22 protein-coding genes are annotated in these 16125 nt (G+C 70.9%); 11 read left to right on the top strand and 11 right to left on the bottom strand.

Going from position 1 to position 16125, the window contains the following annotated elements; all coding sequences use genetic code 11:
- Nucleotides 1-2 precede the first annotated feature (2 nt).
- Nucleotides 3-800 (top strand): hypothetical protein, encoded by a 798-nt coding sequence (locus tag O1G21_RS17605; protein ID WP_270144932.1) that lies wholly within the window; start codon nucleotides 3-5, stop codon nucleotides 798-800.
- Nucleotides 801-979: 179 nt separating this feature from the next.
- Here O1G21_RS17605 and O1G21_RS17600 read toward each other — a convergent pair whose 3' ends face one another.
- On the bottom strand, nucleotides 980-1852 hold the full coding sequence (locus O1G21_RS17600) for a right-handed parallel beta-helix repeat-containing protein (protein ID WP_270144930.1): 873 nt from the start codon (nucleotides 1850-1852) through the stop codon (nucleotides 980-982).
- A 161-nt stretch (nucleotides 1853-2013) separates the two neighbouring features.
- Here O1G21_RS17600 and O1G21_RS17595 point away from each other — a divergent pair, with 161 nt between their 5' ends.
- On the top strand, nucleotides 2014-2967 hold the full coding sequence (locus O1G21_RS17595; protein ID WP_270139974.1) for an IS481 family transposase: 954 nt from the start codon (nucleotides 2014-2016) through the stop codon (nucleotides 2965-2967).
- Nucleotides 2968-3053: 86 nt separating this feature from the next.
- Here the strand turns inward: O1G21_RS17595 and O1G21_RS17590 are convergent, their stop codons facing one another.
- The 3 genes from O1G21_RS17590 to O1G21_RS17580 form a co-directional block, all read right to left on the bottom strand.
- Nucleotides 3054-3266, bottom strand: coding sequence for a carbon-nitrogen hydrolase family protein (locus O1G21_RS17590; protein WP_405000662.1), 213 nt, complete (start codon nucleotides 3264-3266; stop codon nucleotides 3054-3056).
- Between the two features lie 65 nt (nucleotides 3267-3331).
- Nucleotides 3332-3523, bottom strand: a complete 192-nt coding sequence (locus O1G21_RS17585; protein ID WP_270144928.1) for a DUF397 domain-containing protein — start codon at nucleotides 3521-3523, stop codon at nucleotides 3332-3334.
- Complete coding sequence (locus tag O1G21_RS17580) at nucleotides 3516-4553, bottom strand: helix-turn-helix domain-containing protein (RefSeq protein WP_270144925.1); 1038 nt, start codon at nucleotides 4551-4553, stop codon at nucleotides 3516-3518. The genes O1G21_RS17585 and O1G21_RS17580 overlap by 8 nt, the downstream gene beginning before the upstream one ends.
- Nucleotides 4554-4629: 76 nt before the next feature.
- On the opposite strand from O1G21_RS17580, the gene O1G21_RS17575 reads away from it, so the two are divergent.
- Both O1G21_RS17575 and O1G21_RS17570 read left to right on the top strand, forming a co-directional pair.
- Nucleotides 4630-5001 carry an ATP-binding protein gene (locus O1G21_RS17575; RefSeq protein WP_270144923.1) on the top strand — a complete coding sequence of 124 codons (372 nt, stop codon included), beginning with the start codon at nucleotides 4630-4632 and terminating at the stop codon, nucleotides 4999-5001.
- Between the two features lie 14 nt (nucleotides 5002-5015).
- Nucleotides 5016-5249 (top strand): hypothetical protein, encoded by a 234-nt coding sequence (locus O1G21_RS17570; protein ID WP_270144922.1) that lies wholly within the window; start codon nucleotides 5016-5018, stop codon nucleotides 5247-5249.
- A 197-nt stretch (nucleotides 5250-5446) separates the two neighbouring features.
- Here O1G21_RS17570 and O1G21_RS17565 read toward each other — a convergent pair whose 3' ends face one another.
- Entirely contained in the window at nucleotides 5447-5815 is a 369-nt protein-coding gene (locus O1G21_RS17565) for a nuclear transport factor 2 family protein (RefSeq protein WP_270144920.1), read from the bottom strand.
- A 71-nt stretch (nucleotides 5816-5886) separates the two neighbouring features.
- On the opposite strand from O1G21_RS17565, the gene O1G21_RS17560 reads away from it, so the two are divergent.
- The 4 genes from O1G21_RS17560 (at nucleotide 5887) to O1G21_RS17545 (ending at nucleotide 9251) form a co-directional block, all read left to right on the top strand.
- A complete protein-coding gene (locus O1G21_RS17560; RefSeq protein WP_270144919.1) occupies nucleotides 5887-6312 on the top strand; it encodes an orotate phosphoribosyltransferase in 426 nt (141 codons plus the stop codon).
- Between the two features lie 336 nt (nucleotides 6313-6648).
- Nucleotides 6649-7872: an RNA-guided endonuclease InsQ/TnpB family protein gene (locus O1G21_RS17555; RefSeq protein ID WP_270144917.1), complete on the top strand. Its 1224-nt coding sequence runs from the start codon at nucleotides 6649-6651 to the stop codon at nucleotides 7870-7872.
- A 42-nt stretch (nucleotides 7873-7914) separates the two neighbouring features.
- Nucleotides 7915-8784 carry a LysR family transcriptional regulator gene (locus tag O1G21_RS17550; RefSeq protein WP_270144915.1) on the top strand — a complete coding sequence of 290 codons (870 nt, stop codon included), beginning with the start codon at nucleotides 7915-7917 and terminating at the stop codon, nucleotides 8782-8784.
- 50 nt (nucleotides 8785-8834) lie between these two features.
- On the top strand, nucleotides 8835-9251 hold the full coding sequence (locus tag O1G21_RS17545; protein ID WP_270144914.1) for a nuclear transport factor 2 family protein: 417 nt from the start codon (nucleotides 8835-8837) through the stop codon (nucleotides 9249-9251).
- Between the two features lie 11 nt (nucleotides 9252-9262).
- On the opposite strand, the gene O1G21_RS17540 is transcribed toward O1G21_RS17545, so the two are convergent.
- Nucleotides 9263-9850: a TIGR03086 family metal-binding protein gene (locus O1G21_RS17540; protein ID WP_270144913.1), complete on the bottom strand. Its 588-nt coding sequence runs from the start codon at nucleotides 9848-9850 to the stop codon at nucleotides 9263-9265.
- A 66-nt stretch (nucleotides 9851-9916) separates the two neighbouring features.
- Between O1G21_RS17540 and O1G21_RS17535 the strand changes: the two genes are divergently transcribed.
- On the top strand, nucleotides 9917-10705 hold the full coding sequence (locus O1G21_RS17535; protein WP_270144910.1) for an AraC family transcriptional regulator: 789 nt from the start codon (nucleotides 9917-9919) through the stop codon (nucleotides 10703-10705).
- A 1-nt stretch (nucleotide 10706) separates the two neighbouring features.
- Here the strand turns inward: O1G21_RS17535 and O1G21_RS17530 are convergent, their stop codons facing one another.
- Both O1G21_RS17530 and O1G21_RS17525 read right to left on the bottom strand, forming a co-directional pair.
- Nucleotides 10707-11396 carry a VC0807 family protein gene (locus O1G21_RS17530; RefSeq protein ID WP_270144908.1) on the bottom strand — a complete coding sequence of 230 codons (690 nt, stop codon included), beginning with the start codon at nucleotides 11394-11396 and terminating at the stop codon, nucleotides 10707-10709.
- A 104-nt stretch (nucleotides 11397-11500) separates the two neighbouring features.
- On the bottom strand, nucleotides 11501-12484 hold the full coding sequence (locus O1G21_RS17525; protein ID WP_270144907.1) for an ABC transporter substrate-binding protein: 984 nt from the start codon (nucleotides 12482-12484) through the stop codon (nucleotides 11501-11503).
- Between the two features lie 128 nt (nucleotides 12485-12612).
- Between O1G21_RS17525 and O1G21_RS17520 the strand changes: the two genes are divergently transcribed.
- Nucleotides 12613-13242, top strand: coding sequence for an HAD family hydrolase (locus O1G21_RS17520; RefSeq protein WP_270144905.1), 630 nt, complete (start codon nucleotides 12613-12615; stop codon nucleotides 13240-13242).
- Here O1G21_RS17520 and O1G21_RS17515 read toward each other — a convergent pair whose 3' ends face one another.
- Entirely contained in the window at nucleotides 13243-13482 is a 240-nt protein-coding gene (locus O1G21_RS17515; protein ID WP_270144903.1) for a hypothetical protein, read from the bottom strand.
- A gap of 501 nt (nucleotides 13483-13983) precedes the next feature.
- Here O1G21_RS17515 and O1G21_RS17510 point away from each other — a divergent pair.
- Nucleotides 13984-14367, top strand: a complete 384-nt coding sequence (locus O1G21_RS17510) for a cold-shock protein (RefSeq protein WP_270144901.1) — start codon at nucleotides 13984-13986, stop codon at nucleotides 14365-14367.
- A 16-nt stretch (nucleotides 14368-14383) separates the two neighbouring features.
- Here the strand turns inward: O1G21_RS17510 and O1G21_RS17505 are convergent, their stop codons facing one another.
- Nucleotides 14384-15241, bottom strand: a complete 858-nt coding sequence (locus tag O1G21_RS17505) for a 1,4-dihydroxy-6-naphthoate synthase (RefSeq protein ID WP_270144899.1) — start codon at nucleotides 15239-15241, stop codon at nucleotides 14384-14386.
- The gene (locus O1G21_RS17500) at nucleotides 15234-16121 is read right to left on the bottom strand and encodes a futalosine hydrolase (RefSeq protein ID WP_270144898.1); all 888 of its coding nucleotides are present in this window, start codon (nucleotides 16119-16121) and stop codon (nucleotides 15234-15236) included. The genes O1G21_RS17505 and O1G21_RS17500 overlap by 8 nt, the downstream gene beginning before the upstream one ends.
- Nucleotides 16122-16125 lie beyond the last annotated feature (4 nt).

The following is a 16125-nucleotide window of genomic DNA, read 5'->3' as shown; positions in this document are numbered from 1 at the left end:
GGGTGCTGGCTGCGGTGCTCTTCGCGGTGCCGGTGGTCCTGGTCGCGGGCGTCGGCCTGCTGTGGTGGGGGATCCACAGCGCGACGGCGATCCCGGACCCGCCGGACGTCCCGGGGCTGGCGAAGTCCCCGGAGACCGTCGAGGCCCGGCGGACGGCGACCGAGCTGATGGACGGGCAGGTCGGCAAGCTTCCCGAACTGCTGCCGTGGGCAGAGAAGTTGGGCAGTTCGACGGTGGACGTCTGCCAGTCGGAGCATCGCACCAACATGGTGGCGCTGATGAGCCCGGGCGTCTGGTCGCCGGCGGCCTGCGACCGGACCGTGAACGTGTACCTGGCCTTCGACGGGAGCGACGTCCGAGCCCGACTGGCCGACCTGGACCGGTACTTGGACGCCCAAGGCTGGCGGAGCGCCGACCTGTGGAAGGGCCTGGTCGCGGCCGACCAGTACGCGCACCAGACGTCCCGCGACGCGTCACCGGAGGAGGTGGCGCAGGCGGCGGCGCGGCCGATCGCCCCGTCCGTACGGTTCAACCTGCGGGCCGGGAAGGCGGTGCGGACGGAGCTTCGGGTCGATGTGGGCAAGGCGCCGTCGCACTACATGGAACCCGGCGAGGACGACTGGTACCAGGAGCACGGCACCCGGCAGTACCGGAACGACGACGAGCACCGGTCGGAGTACCTGACCTGGCAGCCGGTCCGGCCGAACGAGGTCATGAAGCCGGCCGAGGGCCGGTACGTGGTGGTCCTGGGTTTCACGACCAGGTACGCGGAGGAGAAGGGCCTGGACGCCCCCCGATAGCCGGGAGCCGGCCGGCCGGTCAGGTGGCTGACTGGCGGGACGGGCTGCGGTGGGAGCGGATTCTCGAAAACCAGGCGAGTGCGGGCCTGGCGGAGTGTGTGCGGCGGGGGGTGTGGAGCAGGAAGTCGGCGGGGCCGACTTCCTGCTCCACGGCTTGACGGGCGGGGCGCCGTGGGCGATCAGCCGGTGCAGCCGGGGACGGACCCGGGGGGTGCGCAGTTGTCGGGGGTGTTGTTGATGACCGTGGAGCGGATCAGCGTCACGGGACCGGCGTTGAGGCCCTCGTAGATGCCACCGCCGCCGAGTGCGGTGTTGTTCTGGACCGTGGACGAGGTCAGCGTCACCGTGCCGCTGTTGGGGCTGCCACCGCCCGCGTTGATGATGCCTCCGCCGACGTTGGCGCTGTTGCCCTCCACCATGGAGTGGTCCAGGTTGACCGTGCTGGTGCCGACTTCGATGCCGCCGCCCTGGCCCGGCGTCGTGTTGTTGCTCACCGTGGAGTTCTTCAGCGTTGCCGTGCCGAAGGAAGTGGAGATGCCGCCGCCCCCGAAGGTGGCGGAGTTGTTCGTCACGGTGGAGTGGTCCAGTGTCAGCGTGCTGTTGAAGCTGTCGATGCCTCCGCCTGACGAGGCCGAGTTGCCCGTCACGGTGGAGTGGTCGAGCGTCAGCGCGGTGCCGGAGTCCATGAAAATGCCGCCTCCGTTGTTGGCGCCGGTGCCGTTGGTGATGGTCAGGCCGGTGAGTGTCACCTGGGCCGCTGCGAAGAGCACGACGACGCTGCCGTTGTGGTTGCCGTCGAGTGTCGCGCCGCTGACGCCCCTGATGGTCAGGTTTTTGGTGAGGACGAAGTTGCCGGTGCAGGTGCCGCTCACCAGCAGCGTTGATCCGGCGCTGGCGTCGTTGATCGCCGTCTGGAGATCGTCGGTGGGGCACTGTACTCGGGTCGCCACCGGGGCTGCCTGGGACGGGACGACGCCGACCAGGCCGGCCGCTGCCGTCATCGCGGCGACGGTGGCGGCGGCCAGGGTCCGTCGGCTTGTCTGCAGGGACATCGTGCTCCTCGTGCACTCATCGGGCCTCCCTTCGGGCCCGCCTAGCTGTACTGACCACGGAGGTTGGTGACAGGGCTCACGGCGTGGTGATCTTGAAATGAGTGAGGGCCTTCTGGCTCGGTGTGGATTGCGACATCTGCACCTCAGCCAGAAAGGCCCTCATGCCACACCGTAACGCACCGCTGACCGAGACCGGACGCCTGCGCCTGGCCCGCTGCGTGGTCGACGACGGCTGGCCGTTGCGGCGGGCCGCCGAGCGCTTCCAGGTCTCACCCACCACGGCCAAGCGCTGGGCGGACCGCTACCGGGCGCTGGGCGAGGCCGGTATGAGCGACCTCTCCAGCCGCCCGCACCGCAGCCCCCGGCGGACCCCGTCGCGCACCGAGCGGCGGATCATCAAGGTCCGCGTCCTGCGCCGCTGGGGCCCGGCCCGCATCGCCTACCTGCTGCGGCTCAACCCAGCGACCGTGCACCGCGTGCTGACCCGCTACCGGCTCGCCCGCCTGGCCCATCTGGACCGCGCGACCGCCCGCCCGGTGCGGCGCTACGAACGCGCCGCACCGGGCGAGTTGGTCCACGTCGACATCAAGAAGCTCGGCAACATCCCCGACGGCGGCGGCCACAAGGTCCTGGGCCGTGAGGCCGGCCGCAAGACCCGTTCCGGCGCGGGCTACAGCTACCTCCACAACGCCGTGGACGACCACTCCCGCCTGGCCTACAGCGAGATCCTGCCCGACGAGCGCAAGGAGACCGCCACCGCCTTCTGGGCCCGGGCAAGCGAGTTCTTCGCCCGGGCCGGGATCACCGTCCAGCGCGTGCTGACCGACAACGGCTCCTGCTACCGCTCCCGGACCTGGCGCGATGCCCTCGCGGCCGAAGGCATCACGCACAAGCGAACCCGGCCCTACCGGCCCCAGACCAACGGCAAGGTCGAACGCTTCAACCGCACCCTGCTCGACGAATGGGCCTACGCCAGGCCCTACCGCACCGAACAGGAACGCCGCGACGCCTACCCCGCCTGGCTCCACACCTACAATCACCACCGCGGACACACAGCACTCGCAGGCAAGCCACCCGCCAGCCGCGTCCCCAACCTCACGAGTCAGAACACCTAGCGCGCAACCTAAGGAGAACGATCGGCCTGGCCCGCCGCCACACTGCCGCCGTCGTCCGGACAGCCCGAGTCAACGACCGGAATGGCTCAGGAGGCCTCAGGGATGTCGGCGATGGCGACGGTGGTGGAGTGGTCGTCGGCCTCGGCGAGGAGGGTGCCGCCGGGGGCCCACAGGGCGGCGCCGCCGCAGCCGGTCCAGGGGCCGGAGGGGCCGACGTGGTTGGCGAGGGCGACGAGTTGCCGGACGTTGGCCGGGATGTAGGCGGGGACGCAGGACAGCTGGGCGGCAGCGATCTTCATGGCGGCCAGCATGGTATGGGGAGGAGTAGGAAGTCGGGCCCGCCGACTTCCTACTCCGGGGCGTGTTAGGCGTGGTGGTCGAATTCGCCGGCTTTGATGCCGTCGAGGAGGGCGGAGAGGGCGGTCGGGGTGGTGCGAAGGATGAGGTGTCCCTCGTCGGACTCGCGGAGCTCGATCAGGCGGTCTATCGCGCGTACTTCGACGCACTCGTTGCCTGAGGCACTGTAACTGGACTTCTGCCACTCCGAGCTAGGCATAGGTAGATTTCATTTCCTTCATGATGGATCGGATGAAGTCGCACGATTGTTCCTCGGAGAGAGCAGTGGCGTCCAAGCTGGAGAAGATGGTTCGGTACTTGGCCAGATTGGCGGGCGAGTCGAAGAACAACGTGCCTGGGGCGACGTCCATCTGGACCGTATCCAGCTCGGGTACTGGCCCCTCGACGTAGGTCAGGTTCTCACCGGTGCCTGGGAAGGTGTCAACGTCGAACGGAACGACCCGGATGGAAAGTCCCGGCCGCTCCGCGTCGTTCAGCAGTGCAGCGAGTTGGTCGATGAGCACCAGAGGACCTCCGAACTGCATGCGAAGTGCAGCTTCGTGGATGAAAGCCCGGACCGGAGTCGCCTGGACGACTTCCTGGCGCCTGAGTCGGAACGTAGTCCTGGTCTCGACATCCTGTGGAGGCAGGGGAGGCACGAGGCGGGCGAACATCGCAGATGCGTAGGACTTGGTCTGGAGCAAACCAGGCAGGTAGACGGTATTGCAGAAGGAGATCCGCTCGGCGTGACCCTCAAGTTCTGCCACTTCAAGGAAGTCGATGGTCAGGGTGGCGCGGTACTCCTCCCACCAGCCCTTCCCGCGCTCTGAGGCCATGCGCGCCATCGCGTCGATCAGCGGCTGATTGGTACACATGCACACGGCGGCGATCGTCCGCAGCCGCTCGACGCTGATCCCGCTCTTCCCACTCTCCATCTGCGTGATCTGCGCGGGCTGGATGCCGAGCTCGCGTGCCAGCTGGCTGCCGCCGAGGCCGGCCTGCTCTCGAATCCTCCGCAACTCGGTCCCCAGGCGTCGCTGGCGAAGGGTTGGGTTCGATCGAAGGGCCATGACGTCCTCTCTGCGGGTGATGAGATCAGTGTGCCGCAGGGCTCCGGGGCGAGGCAGCCACGTTAGAGGGAACTTTCTCGCGACGGTCTCAAATTTGCCACCTGCTGCGCTATCGTCGTTCTCACATCGATCCGACGGGTCGTCAGTAATGCCTGCCAGCAGGCGCCGCAGAGCAGCCATGCCCATTTGCCTGGCTTGGCTCACGGCGACCCATGTCCGCCGGATCCTCCTCCTCAACCACGCCGGGAGAACTCCCATGCGTCACCTCAACACGCCCTCGCTCACCCTCGCCAAGCAGTCCCTCCAGGACGCCATGACCCGCCTCGGCTGGCCGCCCTCGGACACCTTCGACGCCGAACTCGCCCTCGGCGAGCTGATCGTGAACGCCTGGAGCCACGCGAACACCCCCGCGCCGGTCGTCCAGATCCTCTCCCTCACCGCCAACACCCTCCGGGTCGCCGTCTCGGACGAGAGCCCGGTGCTGCCCGACATGCAGCCCCTCGACCTCCTCGCCGAGTCCGGCCGGGGCCTCCAGCTCGTCGAGGGCCTCACCGACCGCTGGGGCATCGACCCGCAGAAGCGCGGCAAGACCATCTGGTTCGAGTGCGACCTGGGCGGTGCCGAGTGAAGCGCCGCTTCCCCATGAAGCCCACCGACCCCCGGATCCGCGCCTACACCGACGACCACATCCGCACGCTCCTCGCCGAACTCCAGGAGCGCGGCAAGAAGTTCGGCCTCATCTGGCCCTCCGCCGACCTCGACCACACCCTCGACGGCCGGGTCCTCGTCCGCTTCAACACGGCGCCCACCTCGACCCTCCTGAACCTCCTTGTGCTGCTCCTCGACGCCGAGCGCGAGCACCCGTGCGATTCCTGATCGGGGCGGCCTTCGCCGTCCTCCTCGCCCTCGCGATCGCCACGGTCGCCCTGGGCGTCATCACCGCCCTCAAGGCGACCCCGCCAGACGAGGACGCCTGAGCGCGAACAGCCGGAAGAGGGCCGTCACCGCCCCCCGGCGATCACGGCCCCCTGCCCCCGCTGTTCGGCCCGCCCCGCCCCGCCCAGCCCCTCGCCTCAGCTCTTCTTCTCGAACCCCGCCAGCAGCCCGCGCGGGTCGAAGGTCACCCGGATCCGAGCGATCCTCCCGTTCTCCACGTGCATCCAGTTCGCCGTCGGCGCCGGCGGCGCAACCGTGGTGCACAGCTCGAACCAGGTGATCACCTCGTCGCCGTCCGCGACCCGCGCCTTCACGTCGATCTTCTCCAGCACCTGGCCGAGGCCCCTCAGCCCGCCCAGCGCCTCCTCGATCCCGGACGCCGTGCCCAGTGCCCCGACGAAGTCGACGTCCTCGGCCAGCAGGCCCCGGACGGTCTCGAAGTCGCCCGCCTCCCAGGCGGTGAAGTAGGTCTCGGCAAGCTCACGCGCAGTCTTCGTCGTCGTCATGCCTCAATCCTCCGCCCGGGCCAACCTATCCGTCTAACATATAGATCTGATGCCTGATATCACCATTGGTGATGGTAGTGGCGCTGAGGGAATGTCAGCTCAAGGTCGCCCAGCGGATGGCCCCGCTCGTGCCGTCCGGGGCCGAGGTCCTGGCCGGCCTGGAGATGGGCGGCATTCCCGTGGTCACCGCGCTCGGCCGGCACACCGGCCTGCCGTGCGCATTCGTGGGCAAGCAGGCCAAGCCGTATGGCACTTGCCGCCTGGCCGAAGGCGCCGATGTGGTCGGCCGCCGTGTGCTGGTGGTCAAGGACGTGCTCACCAGCGGCGGACAGATCGTGCTGTCGACCGCCGACCTGCGCGGCCCCGGGGCCGTCGTGAACGAGGCCCGGTGCGTGATCGACCGTGAGCAAGGCGGTGCCGATGCCCTCGCGGCGGAGGGCATCAGTCTGTTGTCGCTGCTGACCGCAGAGGATCTGCGAACCGCTGCCGCGGGCTGACCGCCGACCTGCCCGCCGGGGTGAAACAGCCGATGCAGGCAAGGGGATCCGAGGCGAGGACCATCGCCGGTGACCCCCTCGCTTGGCCATCGCTGTCACGGACGGTGACGACCTGGCCGGCCCGGCCGTCCGCCGCATCCGCCGGGCGGCCGGCACGCCCGTCGCATATCGTCACCGGTCATCGGATTCCTTTCGTGGATACCCCCGGCTTCAGCCGGGGGAGGAAACGAAACTCCTGCGGAGCAGGACAGGGGCTGCGATTCGCTGCAAAGGCGGACCGTAGTGCTCTGACCCGCGGGTTTGATCTCTAACCTGTTGTCACATTAGGTTGTGAGCATGACTGGTGGCCATGTGAAGCGGGCGTTCAAGTACCGCTTCCACCCGACCGATGCGCAGGCGGCTGAGCTGTGGCGCACGTTCGGGTGCGTGCGCAAGGTCTACAACCTGGCGTTGCAGGCCCGTACCGAGGCGTGGACGCTGCGCCAGGAGCGGGTGAACTACAACGCCACATCCGCGATGCTGACGGTGTGGAAGAAGACCGAGGAACTGGCCTACCTGTCCGAGGTGTCGTCGGTCCCGTTGCAGCAGGCGCTGCGGCACCTGCAGGGCGCGTTCGCCAACTTCTGGGCCAGGCGGGCGAAGTACCCGACGTTCAAGTCCCGGAAGAAGTCCCGGAAGTCCGCCGAGTACACCACCAGCGGTTTCCGGTACCGGGACGGCCGGCTGACTCTGGCCAAGATGACGGAACCGCTGGCCATCGTCTGGTCGCGTCCGCTCCCCGAGGGGGCTTCGCCGTCCACGGTGACGGTGTCGCAGGACGCGGCCGGACGCTGGTTCGTCTCCATGCTGTGCGACGACCGGCCGGCCATGCCCGCACCGGTCAACGCGGCCGTGGGCATCGACGCCGGAATCACCAGCCTGGTGACGCTCTCCACCGGAGAGAAGATCACCAACCCGAGGCATGAGCGCAAGGACCGCGAACGCCTCGCCAAGGCCCAGCGAGACCTTGCCCGCAAGGCCAAGGGCGACGGTGCGAACCGGGCGAAGGCTCGCATCAAGGTCGGCCGGGCGTATGCCCGGATCGCCGACCGGCGCAGGGACTTCCTGCACAAGCTCACCACTCGACTCGTTCGTGAGAACCAAACGATCGTGATCGAGGACCTGACCGTCCGGAACATTCTCAAGAACCGGACACTCGCCCGAGCGGTCTCGGACGCGAGCTGGACCGAGCTGCGGTCCATGCTGGAGTACAAGGCCGACTGGTACGGGCGTGAGGTGATCACCGTTGACCGGTGGTTCCCCTCGTCCAAGCTGTGCTCGACCTGCGGCACCCTGCGAGGCAGGATGCCGCTCAACGTCCGCGAGTGGACGTGCGACTGCGGAACGACCCACGACCGGGACGTCAACGCGGCGAAGAACATCCTGGCCGCCGGGCTGGCGGTTGCAGCCTGTGGAGACGGTGTAAGACCTCAACGGAGCACTCCGGGCGGGCGGTCGTCGGTGAAGCAGGAAGTCGTCCCACCGCCGCGCTCACGCGCAGCGGCTCAGCCGCGAGGCTGAGGGGAACCCCCCTCCCTTCAGGAGGGGGAGGAAGTCAAGGAGATGCACCAGCTGCGCTACTTCGTCGCCGTGGTCGACGAGGGGTCCTTCACGGCCGCCGCCAACCGCCTGCACGTCAGTCAGTCCGGCATCAGCACCCAGGTGGCCAAGCTGGAGCGGGAGTTGGGCCAGCAGCTGCTGGAACGTTCCGGCCGCCGGGTCCGGCTCACCCCGGCCGGCGAGGCTGTCCTCCCGCTGGCCAAGAGCGCGCTCGCCACCCTGGAAGCCATCCAGCACACCGCCGCCGAGTTCGCCGACGCGGTGCGCGGCCGGGTGCGGCTGGGCATGATCACGGGCTGCTCGATCCCGCCGTTCCTGGACACCGTGGCGGACCTCGGTCGCACCCATCCCGGCATCGAACTGAGCCTGCACGAGGGGCACTCGGACCTCCTCCAGGCGCAGGTCCTCTCCGGCGCCCTCGACCTGGCCCTGATCGGCTACGCGGGCGAGACCGAACCGGGCCTGGAGGCCGACGTCGTCGTGGACGAGCCGATCGCCGCCGTCATCCCGGCCGGTCACCCGCTCGACCGGGACACCCTCCAACTCGCCGACCTGGGCGGGGAGAAGGTCCTCTGCCTGTCTGCGGGCACCGGCATCCGCGCCGCCTACGAGCGCTCCTGCGCCCAGCTCGGCCTCGACGCCCGGGTGGACATCGACGCCAGCTCCCCGGTCGCCCTGCTCCGCCTCGCCGAGCGCGGCGCGGGCGTCGCCGTCCTCAGCACCTCCTCCGCACAGGGCGCCGGCCTGCGGGCCGTCCCGTTCGCCGACGCCGCCACGAACGCCCGTCTCGGGCTGGTCGCCCGCCGCGACCAGCAGTCCCCGGCGGTCCGCCTCCTCCGCGCCAAACTCACCGCGGCCATGTGTCCCGTCTGATCGGCATGTGTGATGGGGTGGCCCTCAGTGTCGAGCCCAGGGAGGCCACCGTGTCCCGAACACCGCAGGAGATCTTCCAGAGTTACGTCCACGCCGGCGCCCTGACCCGGAACGCCGACGCCCTCGCCGAGTGCTTCACCGAGGACGGTGTCTTCGAGGCACCGCTGATGTCCGCCGGTGCCGCCTTCCCCAGGAGGCTGGTGGGCCGCGAGGAGATCCGCAGCGCCATGGCGGCGTACTACGCGCAGCACCCGGTGAAGGGCGCGCGTTCGCCCAACCTGGAGAAGTCCGGCTACGTCCTGCACACCACCTCCGACCCGGACGTGTTCATCGCCGAGATCGACACGGTCTTCGACGGAGCCGGAGACGGAGACGACGTGGTGGTGTCTCTGGTGCAGATTTTCCGCATCCGCGACGGGAAGATCGCTCGGCTGCGCGACTACTTCGCGCCGGAGTTGATGGGCTGAGGCCAGTCCGGTCAGGCCTTCCACCGCGGATCGCGTCCGGACGCCGCCAGCGCGCGCTCCCACGCGGAGGCGTCGTCCGGCACGGCCACCGCCTCCGCGAACCCCGCGTACTGCCGGTACAGTTCGGCGTTCTCCTCGACGATCTCCCCGACCAGCAGGGCGAGTTCCTCGTCGACCGCGATCTGTTCGCCGACCGCCCGCGCGACGTCCCAGCCGTGCAGCACCAACTCCAGGATCAGCATCCGGGCGATCCCCACCGCCGGAACGGGCGACCCGCCGAGGTCGACGTCCCCCTCCCAGGCGGTCGGCTCGCCCCAGGCCGCCACCGCCCGCTCCAACTGCGCGGCGTACGCGGCGCGCCAGTCGGCATCGGCCGTGAACTCGCGGGAGCTCAGCTCCTCCGGCAGCTCGGTGCGCCGGGCCCGGTGCTCCAGGCCGTGCGAGGTGTAGAGCACCCAGTGGTTGATCAGCGCCCGCACGTCGAACTCCCCGCAGGGCGTCGGCGCGTCCAGCGGCTGGTCGGCCGGGACGGCGGCGGCGACGCCGGACGCGGCAGCGGCGGCGCGGACGAGGAACGGGTGCATCGGGTGAGCGTTCATGCCGCCAAGCCTGCGCCGGGCGGCGCTGCCCGGTCTTGAAGAAACGCGACGACTAGCCTGGCCATCGTGGATGCTCCCGAACCCGACCTCGGCAGAGGTGTGCTGCATCCCGCCAGGGCAGCCGAGCTGATCAGCGTGGAGCGGTTGGCGCCCGCGGCCGCCGTGGCGCGGTTCGTGGAGTTCTACTGGCTGGTCCGCTGGGACCTGACCGGCCACCCGCCGTACGAGCAGAAGGTGCTCGCCCACCCCAACGTCCACCTCGTCTTCGAGGCCCCCAGGGCCCTCGTCTACGGGGTGGACCGCTCGCTGTTCGTCCGCCGGCTGGAGGGGGCCGGGCACGTGCTGGGGGTGAAGTTCCGCCCCGGCGCCTTCCGGCCCCTCGCCGGGCACCCGGTGAGCGACCTCGCCGACCGGACCGTCCCCGCCGCCGAGTACTTCGGCCCGGAGACGGACCGGATCAACGCCCGGATCCTCGACGCCCCGGACGCCGAACTCGTCGACGACTTCCTCCGCCCCCGCCTCCCCGCGCCCGACCCGGTCGCCGAGGAGGTCGCCGCGATGGTGGAGCGGATCACCGGCTCCCCGGACCTGTGCCGGGTGGACGAGTCGGCCCGCGAGCTGGGCGTGACCGTCCGCAGCCTCCAGCGGCTGTTCGCCGAGTACGTCGGCGCCTCCCCGAAGTGGGTGCTGCGCCGCGCCCGGCTGCACGAGGCAGCCGAACGCGCCGCAGCAGAAGGAAAGTTGGACCTGGCCGCGCTCGCCGCGGAACTCGGCTACGCCGACCAGGCCCACCTCACCCGCGACTTCACCGCAGCGGTCGGCATCTCCCCGGCCCGCTACGCGAGTTCGACATAGATCAAGCGGCAGCTGCCGCAGCCGCCTCGGCGGCGGCCCGGCCGCGGGCGCTGGCCCGCTTGGCGTAGGTCATCGTCCAGTACACCAGCCCGCCGATCACCACGTACGGCAGGATGTTGTTGATCGTCACCACCGTCCCGTGCGACAGGGTGTAGACGAACACGATCCGCAGCACGGCCTCCAGCACGAAGGCGATGCCCCACACGAGGGTCAGGTTGCGCTGGACCTTGCGGAAGCCCTCGTACTGCCACATCGAGTTCCACCAGGAGATCATCTTCGGGGTGCCGTCGGTGGCGAACTTGCGGCCGAAGTAGAACATGATCGGCTTCGGCGCGGCCAGCGAGACCAGGTAGAGCACGCCGAGCAGGCCGGAGACGAAGGAGTCCTTGGCCAGCAGCATCTTCGGGTCGGTCGGGCCGACCAGCGCGACGACCAGGGTCAGGCCGACGAAGACCAGCGAGACGACGGCGAACTCGTCGATCCGGCGGTGCCAGGCCAGGTAGATGACGCTGTCGACCACCGGGCCGAGGCCGGAGGCCAGGATCGCGGTGGTCTCGCTGTAGCCGGCGTCGTGCAGCTGGTTGTAGATCATGATCGGCGCGACCACGTTGAACGCGATGCTGATCAGCCAGCCGAACGCGGCGGCCTTCCCCTTGCGGGCGGGAGCGGTCGGTGCTGCCGCAGTTGACATGGTGTTGTCCCCCGGGACGATTGTTGTGATTGGCGGCTCATTGTGTCGGAATAGCCGGTCCCCTGCACAACTCCCGGCGAGTCGACATGTCGTCAGTGCGCCGACTACGCCCCGAGGAAGCGCTGCAGCTCGTCCAGCATGAAGTTGGCGCCCGTGTACCCGATCCCCTGGAACCACAGCTGGTCGTCCACCTCGAGCACCCGGTGCGCCTTGACCGCCCCGAGCGCCTGCCAATCCGGGCTCGCCAGCGTCGCGTCGGTGCCCGCCCGCGCCGGGTCGCCGTACGTCGCGTAGAGCAGCAGGTCGCCGTCCGCCTTGGCGAGCTGGTCCAGCGGGATCTCGAAGTCCGACTGGTCGACGTTCTGCGCGTCCGGCCGCGCCACCCCGGCGTCGGCGAGCACGATCCCGGGGAAGCTCTGCCGTCCGAACAGCCGGATCCCGCCGCCCTCGACGAAGCGCACCAGGCTCACCCGGCGTCCGGACAGCTTCGCCTCCGACAGCGTTTGCGCCACCTGCCCGGCGTGCTTCTGGTAAGCGGTGACGAAGGCCGCCGCGGCCGCCACCCGGCTCAACGCCTGGGCGTGCAGCTGGAAGTTCACCTTCCACGGCGCCCCGGAGGTCTGGGTGAGCACGGTCGGGGCGATTCCGCGCAGCTGGTCGTACCGGTCTCCGTCGCGAGACTGGTTGGAGAGGATGAGGTCCGGCCGCAGCGCCCGTACGGCGGCGAGGTCGGGCGCGCCCGCCGGGCCGACCAGCCGGATCTCCGCGGTGCGGGAGGCCGGCCAGTAGTCGGGGAAGCGGGTGTCGGCGGCCGGGAGCGCGGCGCCGACCGGGGTGATGCCCAGGGTCAGCGCGGAGTCCAGCACGTCGGTGTCCAGGACGACCACCCGCTGCGGCTCGCCCGGCACCAGCACCGGCCCGTTCGCGGCGTTCACCGTCACCGGCGGCACCGGGGCGGGGGAGGGCGACCCGGTCGCCTCGATGCCGTCCGGGGTCGGTGGTTGGGAGCCCCCGGACGAGGACGTGCACGCCGTGAGCGCGGCTCCGCCGAGGCCGGCGAGGAGCGTACGGCGGGCGATCCGGGGCATCGGCGGGTCCTCGGGCGGTGAGGCATCGGGGGTGCGTCGATTATGTCCGAAATCAGACGTGAAATGCGGTTAAGCGCACACGGCTGCCGCCCTCTCGGCCCACAGGTGGCCCCCGGTAGCCTGGCGCCATGCCTGCGACCTCACCCGCCCCGCTCACCGTCGGCTTCGACCTCGACATGACGCTGCTGGACACCAGGCCGGGCATCCACGCCACCTACCGGGCGCTGTCCGCCGAGACCGGCACCCACATCGACGCGGACCTGGCGGTCACCCGGCTCGGTCCGCCGCTGCTGGACGAGATCCGCAACTGGTTCCCGGAGGACGAGGCGGAGTGGGCCGCGAACCGCTACCGCGAGCTCTACCGCGACCACGCCTTCGCCCCGACCGTGCCGCTGCCCGGCGCGCACGCCGCCGTCGAGGCGGTCCGCGCCCACGGCGGGCGGGTGGCGGTGATCACCGGCAAGTACGAGCCCAACGCCCGGCTCCACCTGGAGCACGCCGGGCTGAGGGCCGACACCGTGATCGGCGACCTGTGGGCGGAGACCAAGGGCGAGGCGCTGCGGGCGAACGGCGCGAGCATCTACGTCGGCGACCACCTCGGCGACATCGTGGGCGCCCGGCACGCGGAGGCGGTCGCGGTCGCCGTCGCCACCGGCCCGTACGGCGCGGACGAGCTGCGCGCGGCCGGGGCGGACGTGGTGCTGGCCGACCTCACCGGCTTCCCGGAGTGGCTCGACCGGCACCTCGGCAGGCCCTAGCTAGGACTCCCGGGCCTGCGCCCGGTCGCGCTGCGCCCGGGCGTTCAGGAACAGCCCGGTCAGCGCGGACAGGAACCCGGCCGGCATCAGCATGCTCAGCCAGTACATGGCCGTCGGCAGCGGCGTCAGGTGCAGGAACAGCGGAACGAAGGTGACCAGGGTGGCGAGGGCGCCCAAGCCGAAGACGACCGTCCCGGCCTTGACGTACACGTCGCCGGGATCGGCGCTCTGGCTGCTCACGTCCGCTCACTCCTCGGGGCTGTGCCGGGCTGCCCCGATCGGGCCCCAGTCTGCGCCGTCCAGTCTGGCAGAACGCCCGCCGCAGCGGCTCACCGGAGCGACTCGGTCACGTTGCGCAGTTTCCCGGCAGCGATGCGTTTTGATCCCTGCTGGGCGGGGGTATGCAGGGGGTGCCGAGGGGCGCTACAGGTGCGTCCCGTGTCCTCAGACCCGGGGGTGTGAGCCGATGGACAGCGCCGAACCGCGCCCCGGCCGTGCCAGTACCGGGTCGCCCGCGGCCGCCAGATCCCCGCGTTCCCGTCGCCCCGAACGGGCCTCGGAACGCGGATCCGTCGCGGAACGCGGATGAGGCAGTGACGGACCGTTAGTCTGCTTCTGGCAAAGCACCGGCCGTGAGCGCCCGCGGGCGTCGAGTCGAGGTCGGTCGTCTTCTTCCCACCCCAACCCAGTGATCGCCGGCCCGGGCCGGGATCCCTCACACCCATTCGAGGACTGTTCGAGATGCCCACCGGCCAGGTCAAGTGGTTCAACGAGACGAAGGGCTTCGGCTTCCTGTCGCGCGACGACGGTGGCGACGTCTTCGTCCACACCAAGGCGCTGCCCGCCGGTGTCACCGTGCTGAAGCCGGGCCAGCGGGTCGAGTTCGGCGTGGTCGCCGGTCACCGCGGGGACCAGGCGATGGCCGTGCAGCTGCTGGAGGCGCTGCCGTCGGTGGCCGCCGCCCAGCGCCGGAGCGCCGACGACATGGCGCCGATCGTCCAGGACCTGATCACCACCCTGGACGCGGTGCTGCCCGGCCTCCAGCGCGGGCGCTACCCGGCCAAGCCGACCGGCCAGAAGCTGGCCGGCCTGCTGCGCGCGGTGGCCGACCAGTTCGACGTCTGAGCCGTCTGAACGGTCCCTACGACGGGAACGCGAGCGCACCCGGGTCGAGCGGGGGCACCAGCCCCTCCGCGGCGGCCCGGGTGAGCAGCGCGCGGACGGCTTCGTAGCCCTCCTCGCCGAGGTCGGCGGTGAACTCGTTCACGTACAGCCCGATGTGCTGGTCGGCGACGGCCGGGTCCATCTCCTGGGCGTGCGCCAGCACGTACTCCCGGCTGGCCGAAGGGTCCGCCCAGGCCTGCCGGACGGAGGCGCGGATCGTCGCGGCGAGTTCGCGCAGCCGCTCGGCGCCCAGCGAGCGCCGGGCGACGATCGCGCCGAGCGGGATCGGCAGGCCGGTCTCCCGCTCCCAGGCCTCGCCCATGTCTGCCAGGCTGTGCAGGCCGTACTGCTGGTACGTGAAGCGGGCCTCGTGGATCACCAGGCCGGCGTCCACCCGACCGTCCTGGACGGCGGGCATGATCTCGTGGAACGGCAGGACGACGATCTCGCCGAAGCCGCCCGGCACGGCCCGCGCCGCCCAGAGCCGGAACAGCAGGTAGGCGGTGGAGCGCTCGGACGGCACCGCGACCGTCTTCCCGGCGAGGTCCCCGGGGGAGCCGACGCCCGGCAGGGTGAGCACCAGCGGGCCGCAGCCGCGCCCGAGCGCGCCACCGCACGGCAGCAGGGCGTACTCCGCCAGGACCCAGGGCAGCGCACCGTAGCTGATCTTCAGCACGTCCAGCTCGCCGCGCTCGGCGAGGCCGTTGGTGACGTCGATGTCGGCGAAGGTCACCTCGGGGGCGTCCGCCCCGGGGACCTCGCCATGCGCCCAGGCGTGGAACACGAAGGTGTCGTTCGGGCAGGGCGAGTACGCGATGCTCAGCCGTTCAGCCACGGCCGGCCTCCTCGATCAGTTCTCGGACGGGCAGGGCCGCGAAGGCCTTCTCCAGGGCGGCCAGCGCCTCGCCGATCCGCCAGGCGGTCCGGTCGCGCGGGCCCACCGGGTTGGACACGGTGCGCAGCTCGAAGGCCGGCACGCCGTACCGGACGGCGGCCTCGGCCACGCCGAAACCCTCCATCGCCTCGGCCGCGGCGCCCGGGTGACGGGCGGCCAGGGCGGCGGCCCGCTCGGCGCTGCCGGTGACGGTGGAGACGGTCAGCACCGGGCCGGTCACGGCGCGGACCTCCCGTGCGGCCAGCGCCTTCGCGGCGAGCGCGACGGCGACCGGGGGCGGGGTGTGCCGGACGGTGCCGAAGCCCAGCTCGGTGACGTCGGCGAAGCCCTCGGGGGTCTCGGCGCCGAGGTCGGCGGCGACGATCGCGTCGGCCAGCACGGTGGTGCCGACCGGTGCGTGCGGGGCGAACCCGCCGGCGATCCCGGCCGAGGCGACCAGGCCGTACGGATTCGCGCCGGGCGGCGCGCCGGTGCCGGAAGGCAGAAGGGCCAAGCCGCCGACGGAGGAGGTGGCGCAGTGCCCGCCGACCGTCGGCGCCGGGTCAGGAGCGCCCCGGAGGCGAGCGCGCGAGTAGCCGGCCGCCAGGGCGGAGGCGGCGGCGGCCGCGGCGGCGGCCGGTCCGACCCCGGCGGCCAGGACGTCCACCGGCGCGCCGGCGCAGCGGTGCAGCACCCCGCCGGGCAGCGTCACGGCGCAGGCCTCGCCGGCCAGGCCGCGCAGCACCGCCTCGGCCTCGGCCGGGACCGCGACGACGACGAGCAGCCGAGCCCGTTCGGGGCCCGGCTGCCCGGGGTGCGCGTCGGCGACGTGCGCGGTCATCGCG

Source organism: Kitasatospora cathayae (assembly GCF_027627435.1).
Classification (GTDB): domain Bacteria; phylum Actinomycetota; class Actinomycetes; order Streptomycetales; family Streptomycetaceae; genus Kitasatospora; species Kitasatospora cathayae.
Note: the sequence above shows the minus strand (reverse complement) of the source record. Positions and strands in the feature narration are given on the sequence as shown.

What these genes read in the sequence shown, in the direction of transcription:
- O1G21_RS17520 (WP_270144905.1), top strand. Translation starts at nt 12,613, where the DNA reads ATGCCTGCGACCTCACCCGCCCCGCTCACCGTCGGCTTCGACCTCGAC.
- O1G21_RS17550 (WP_270144915.1), top strand. Translation starts at nt 7,915, where the DNA reads ATGCACCAGCTGCGCTACTTCGTCGCCGTGGTCGACGAGGGGTCCTTC.
- O1G21_RS17555 (WP_270144917.1), top strand. Translation starts at nt 6,649, where the DNA reads ATGACTGGTGGCCATGTGAAGCGGGCGTTCAAGTACCGCTTCCACCCG.
- O1G21_RS17600 (WP_270144930.1), bottom strand. Translation starts at nt 1,852, where the DNA reads ATGTCCCTGCAGACAAGCCGACGGACCCTGGCCGCCGCCACCGTCGCC.
- O1G21_RS17595 (WP_270139974.1), top strand. Translation starts at nt 2,014, where the DNA reads ATGCCACACCGTAACGCACCGCTGACCGAGACCGGACGCCTGCGCCTG.
- O1G21_RS17575 (WP_270144923.1), top strand. Translation starts at nt 4,630, where the DNA reads ATGCGTCACCTCAACACGCCCTCGCTCACCCTCGCCAAGCAGTCCCTC.
- O1G21_RS17565 (WP_270144920.1), bottom strand. Translation starts at nt 5,815, where the DNA reads ATGACGACGACGAAGACTGCGCGTGAGCTTGCCGAGACCTACTTCACC.
- O1G21_RS17585 (WP_270144928.1), bottom strand. Translation starts at nt 3,523, where the DNA reads ATGCCTAGCTCGGAGTGGCAGAAGTCCAGTTACAGTGCCTCAGGCAAC.
- O1G21_RS17560 (WP_270144919.1), top strand. Translation starts at nt 5,887, where the DNA reads ATGGTAGTGGCGCTGAGGGAATGTCAGCTCAAGGTCGCCCAGCGGATG.
- O1G21_RS17525 (WP_270144907.1), bottom strand. Translation starts at nt 12,484, where the DNA reads ATGCCCCGGATCGCCCGCCGTACGCTCCTCGCCGGCCTCGGCGGAGCC.
- O1G21_RS17570 (WP_270144922.1), top strand. Translation starts at nt 5,016, where the DNA reads ATGAAGCCCACCGACCCCCGGATCCGCGCCTACACCGACGACCACATC.
- O1G21_RS17590 (WP_405000662.1), bottom strand. Translation starts at nt 3,266, where the DNA reads ATGAAGATCGCTGCCGCCCAGCTGTCCTGCGTCCCCGCCTACATCCCG.
- O1G21_RS17580 (WP_270144925.1), bottom strand. Translation starts at nt 4,553, where the DNA reads ATGGCTGCTCTGCGGCGCCTGCTGGCAGGCATTACTGACGACCCGTCG.
- O1G21_RS17540 (WP_270144913.1), bottom strand. Translation starts at nt 9,850, where the DNA reads ATGAACGCTCACCCGATGCACCCGTTCCTCGTCCGCGCCGCCGCTGCC.
- O1G21_RS17530 (WP_270144908.1), bottom strand. Translation starts at nt 11,396, where the DNA reads ATGTCAACTGCGGCAGCACCGACCGCTCCCGCCCGCAAGGGGAAGGCC.
- O1G21_RS17510 (WP_270144901.1), top strand. Translation starts at nt 13,984, where the DNA reads ATGCCCACCGGCCAGGTCAAGTGGTTCAACGAGACGAAGGGCTTCGGC.
- O1G21_RS17500 (WP_270144898.1), bottom strand. Translation starts at nt 16,121, where the DNA reads ATGACCGCGCACGTCGCCGACGCGCACCCCGGGCAGCCGGGCCCCGAA.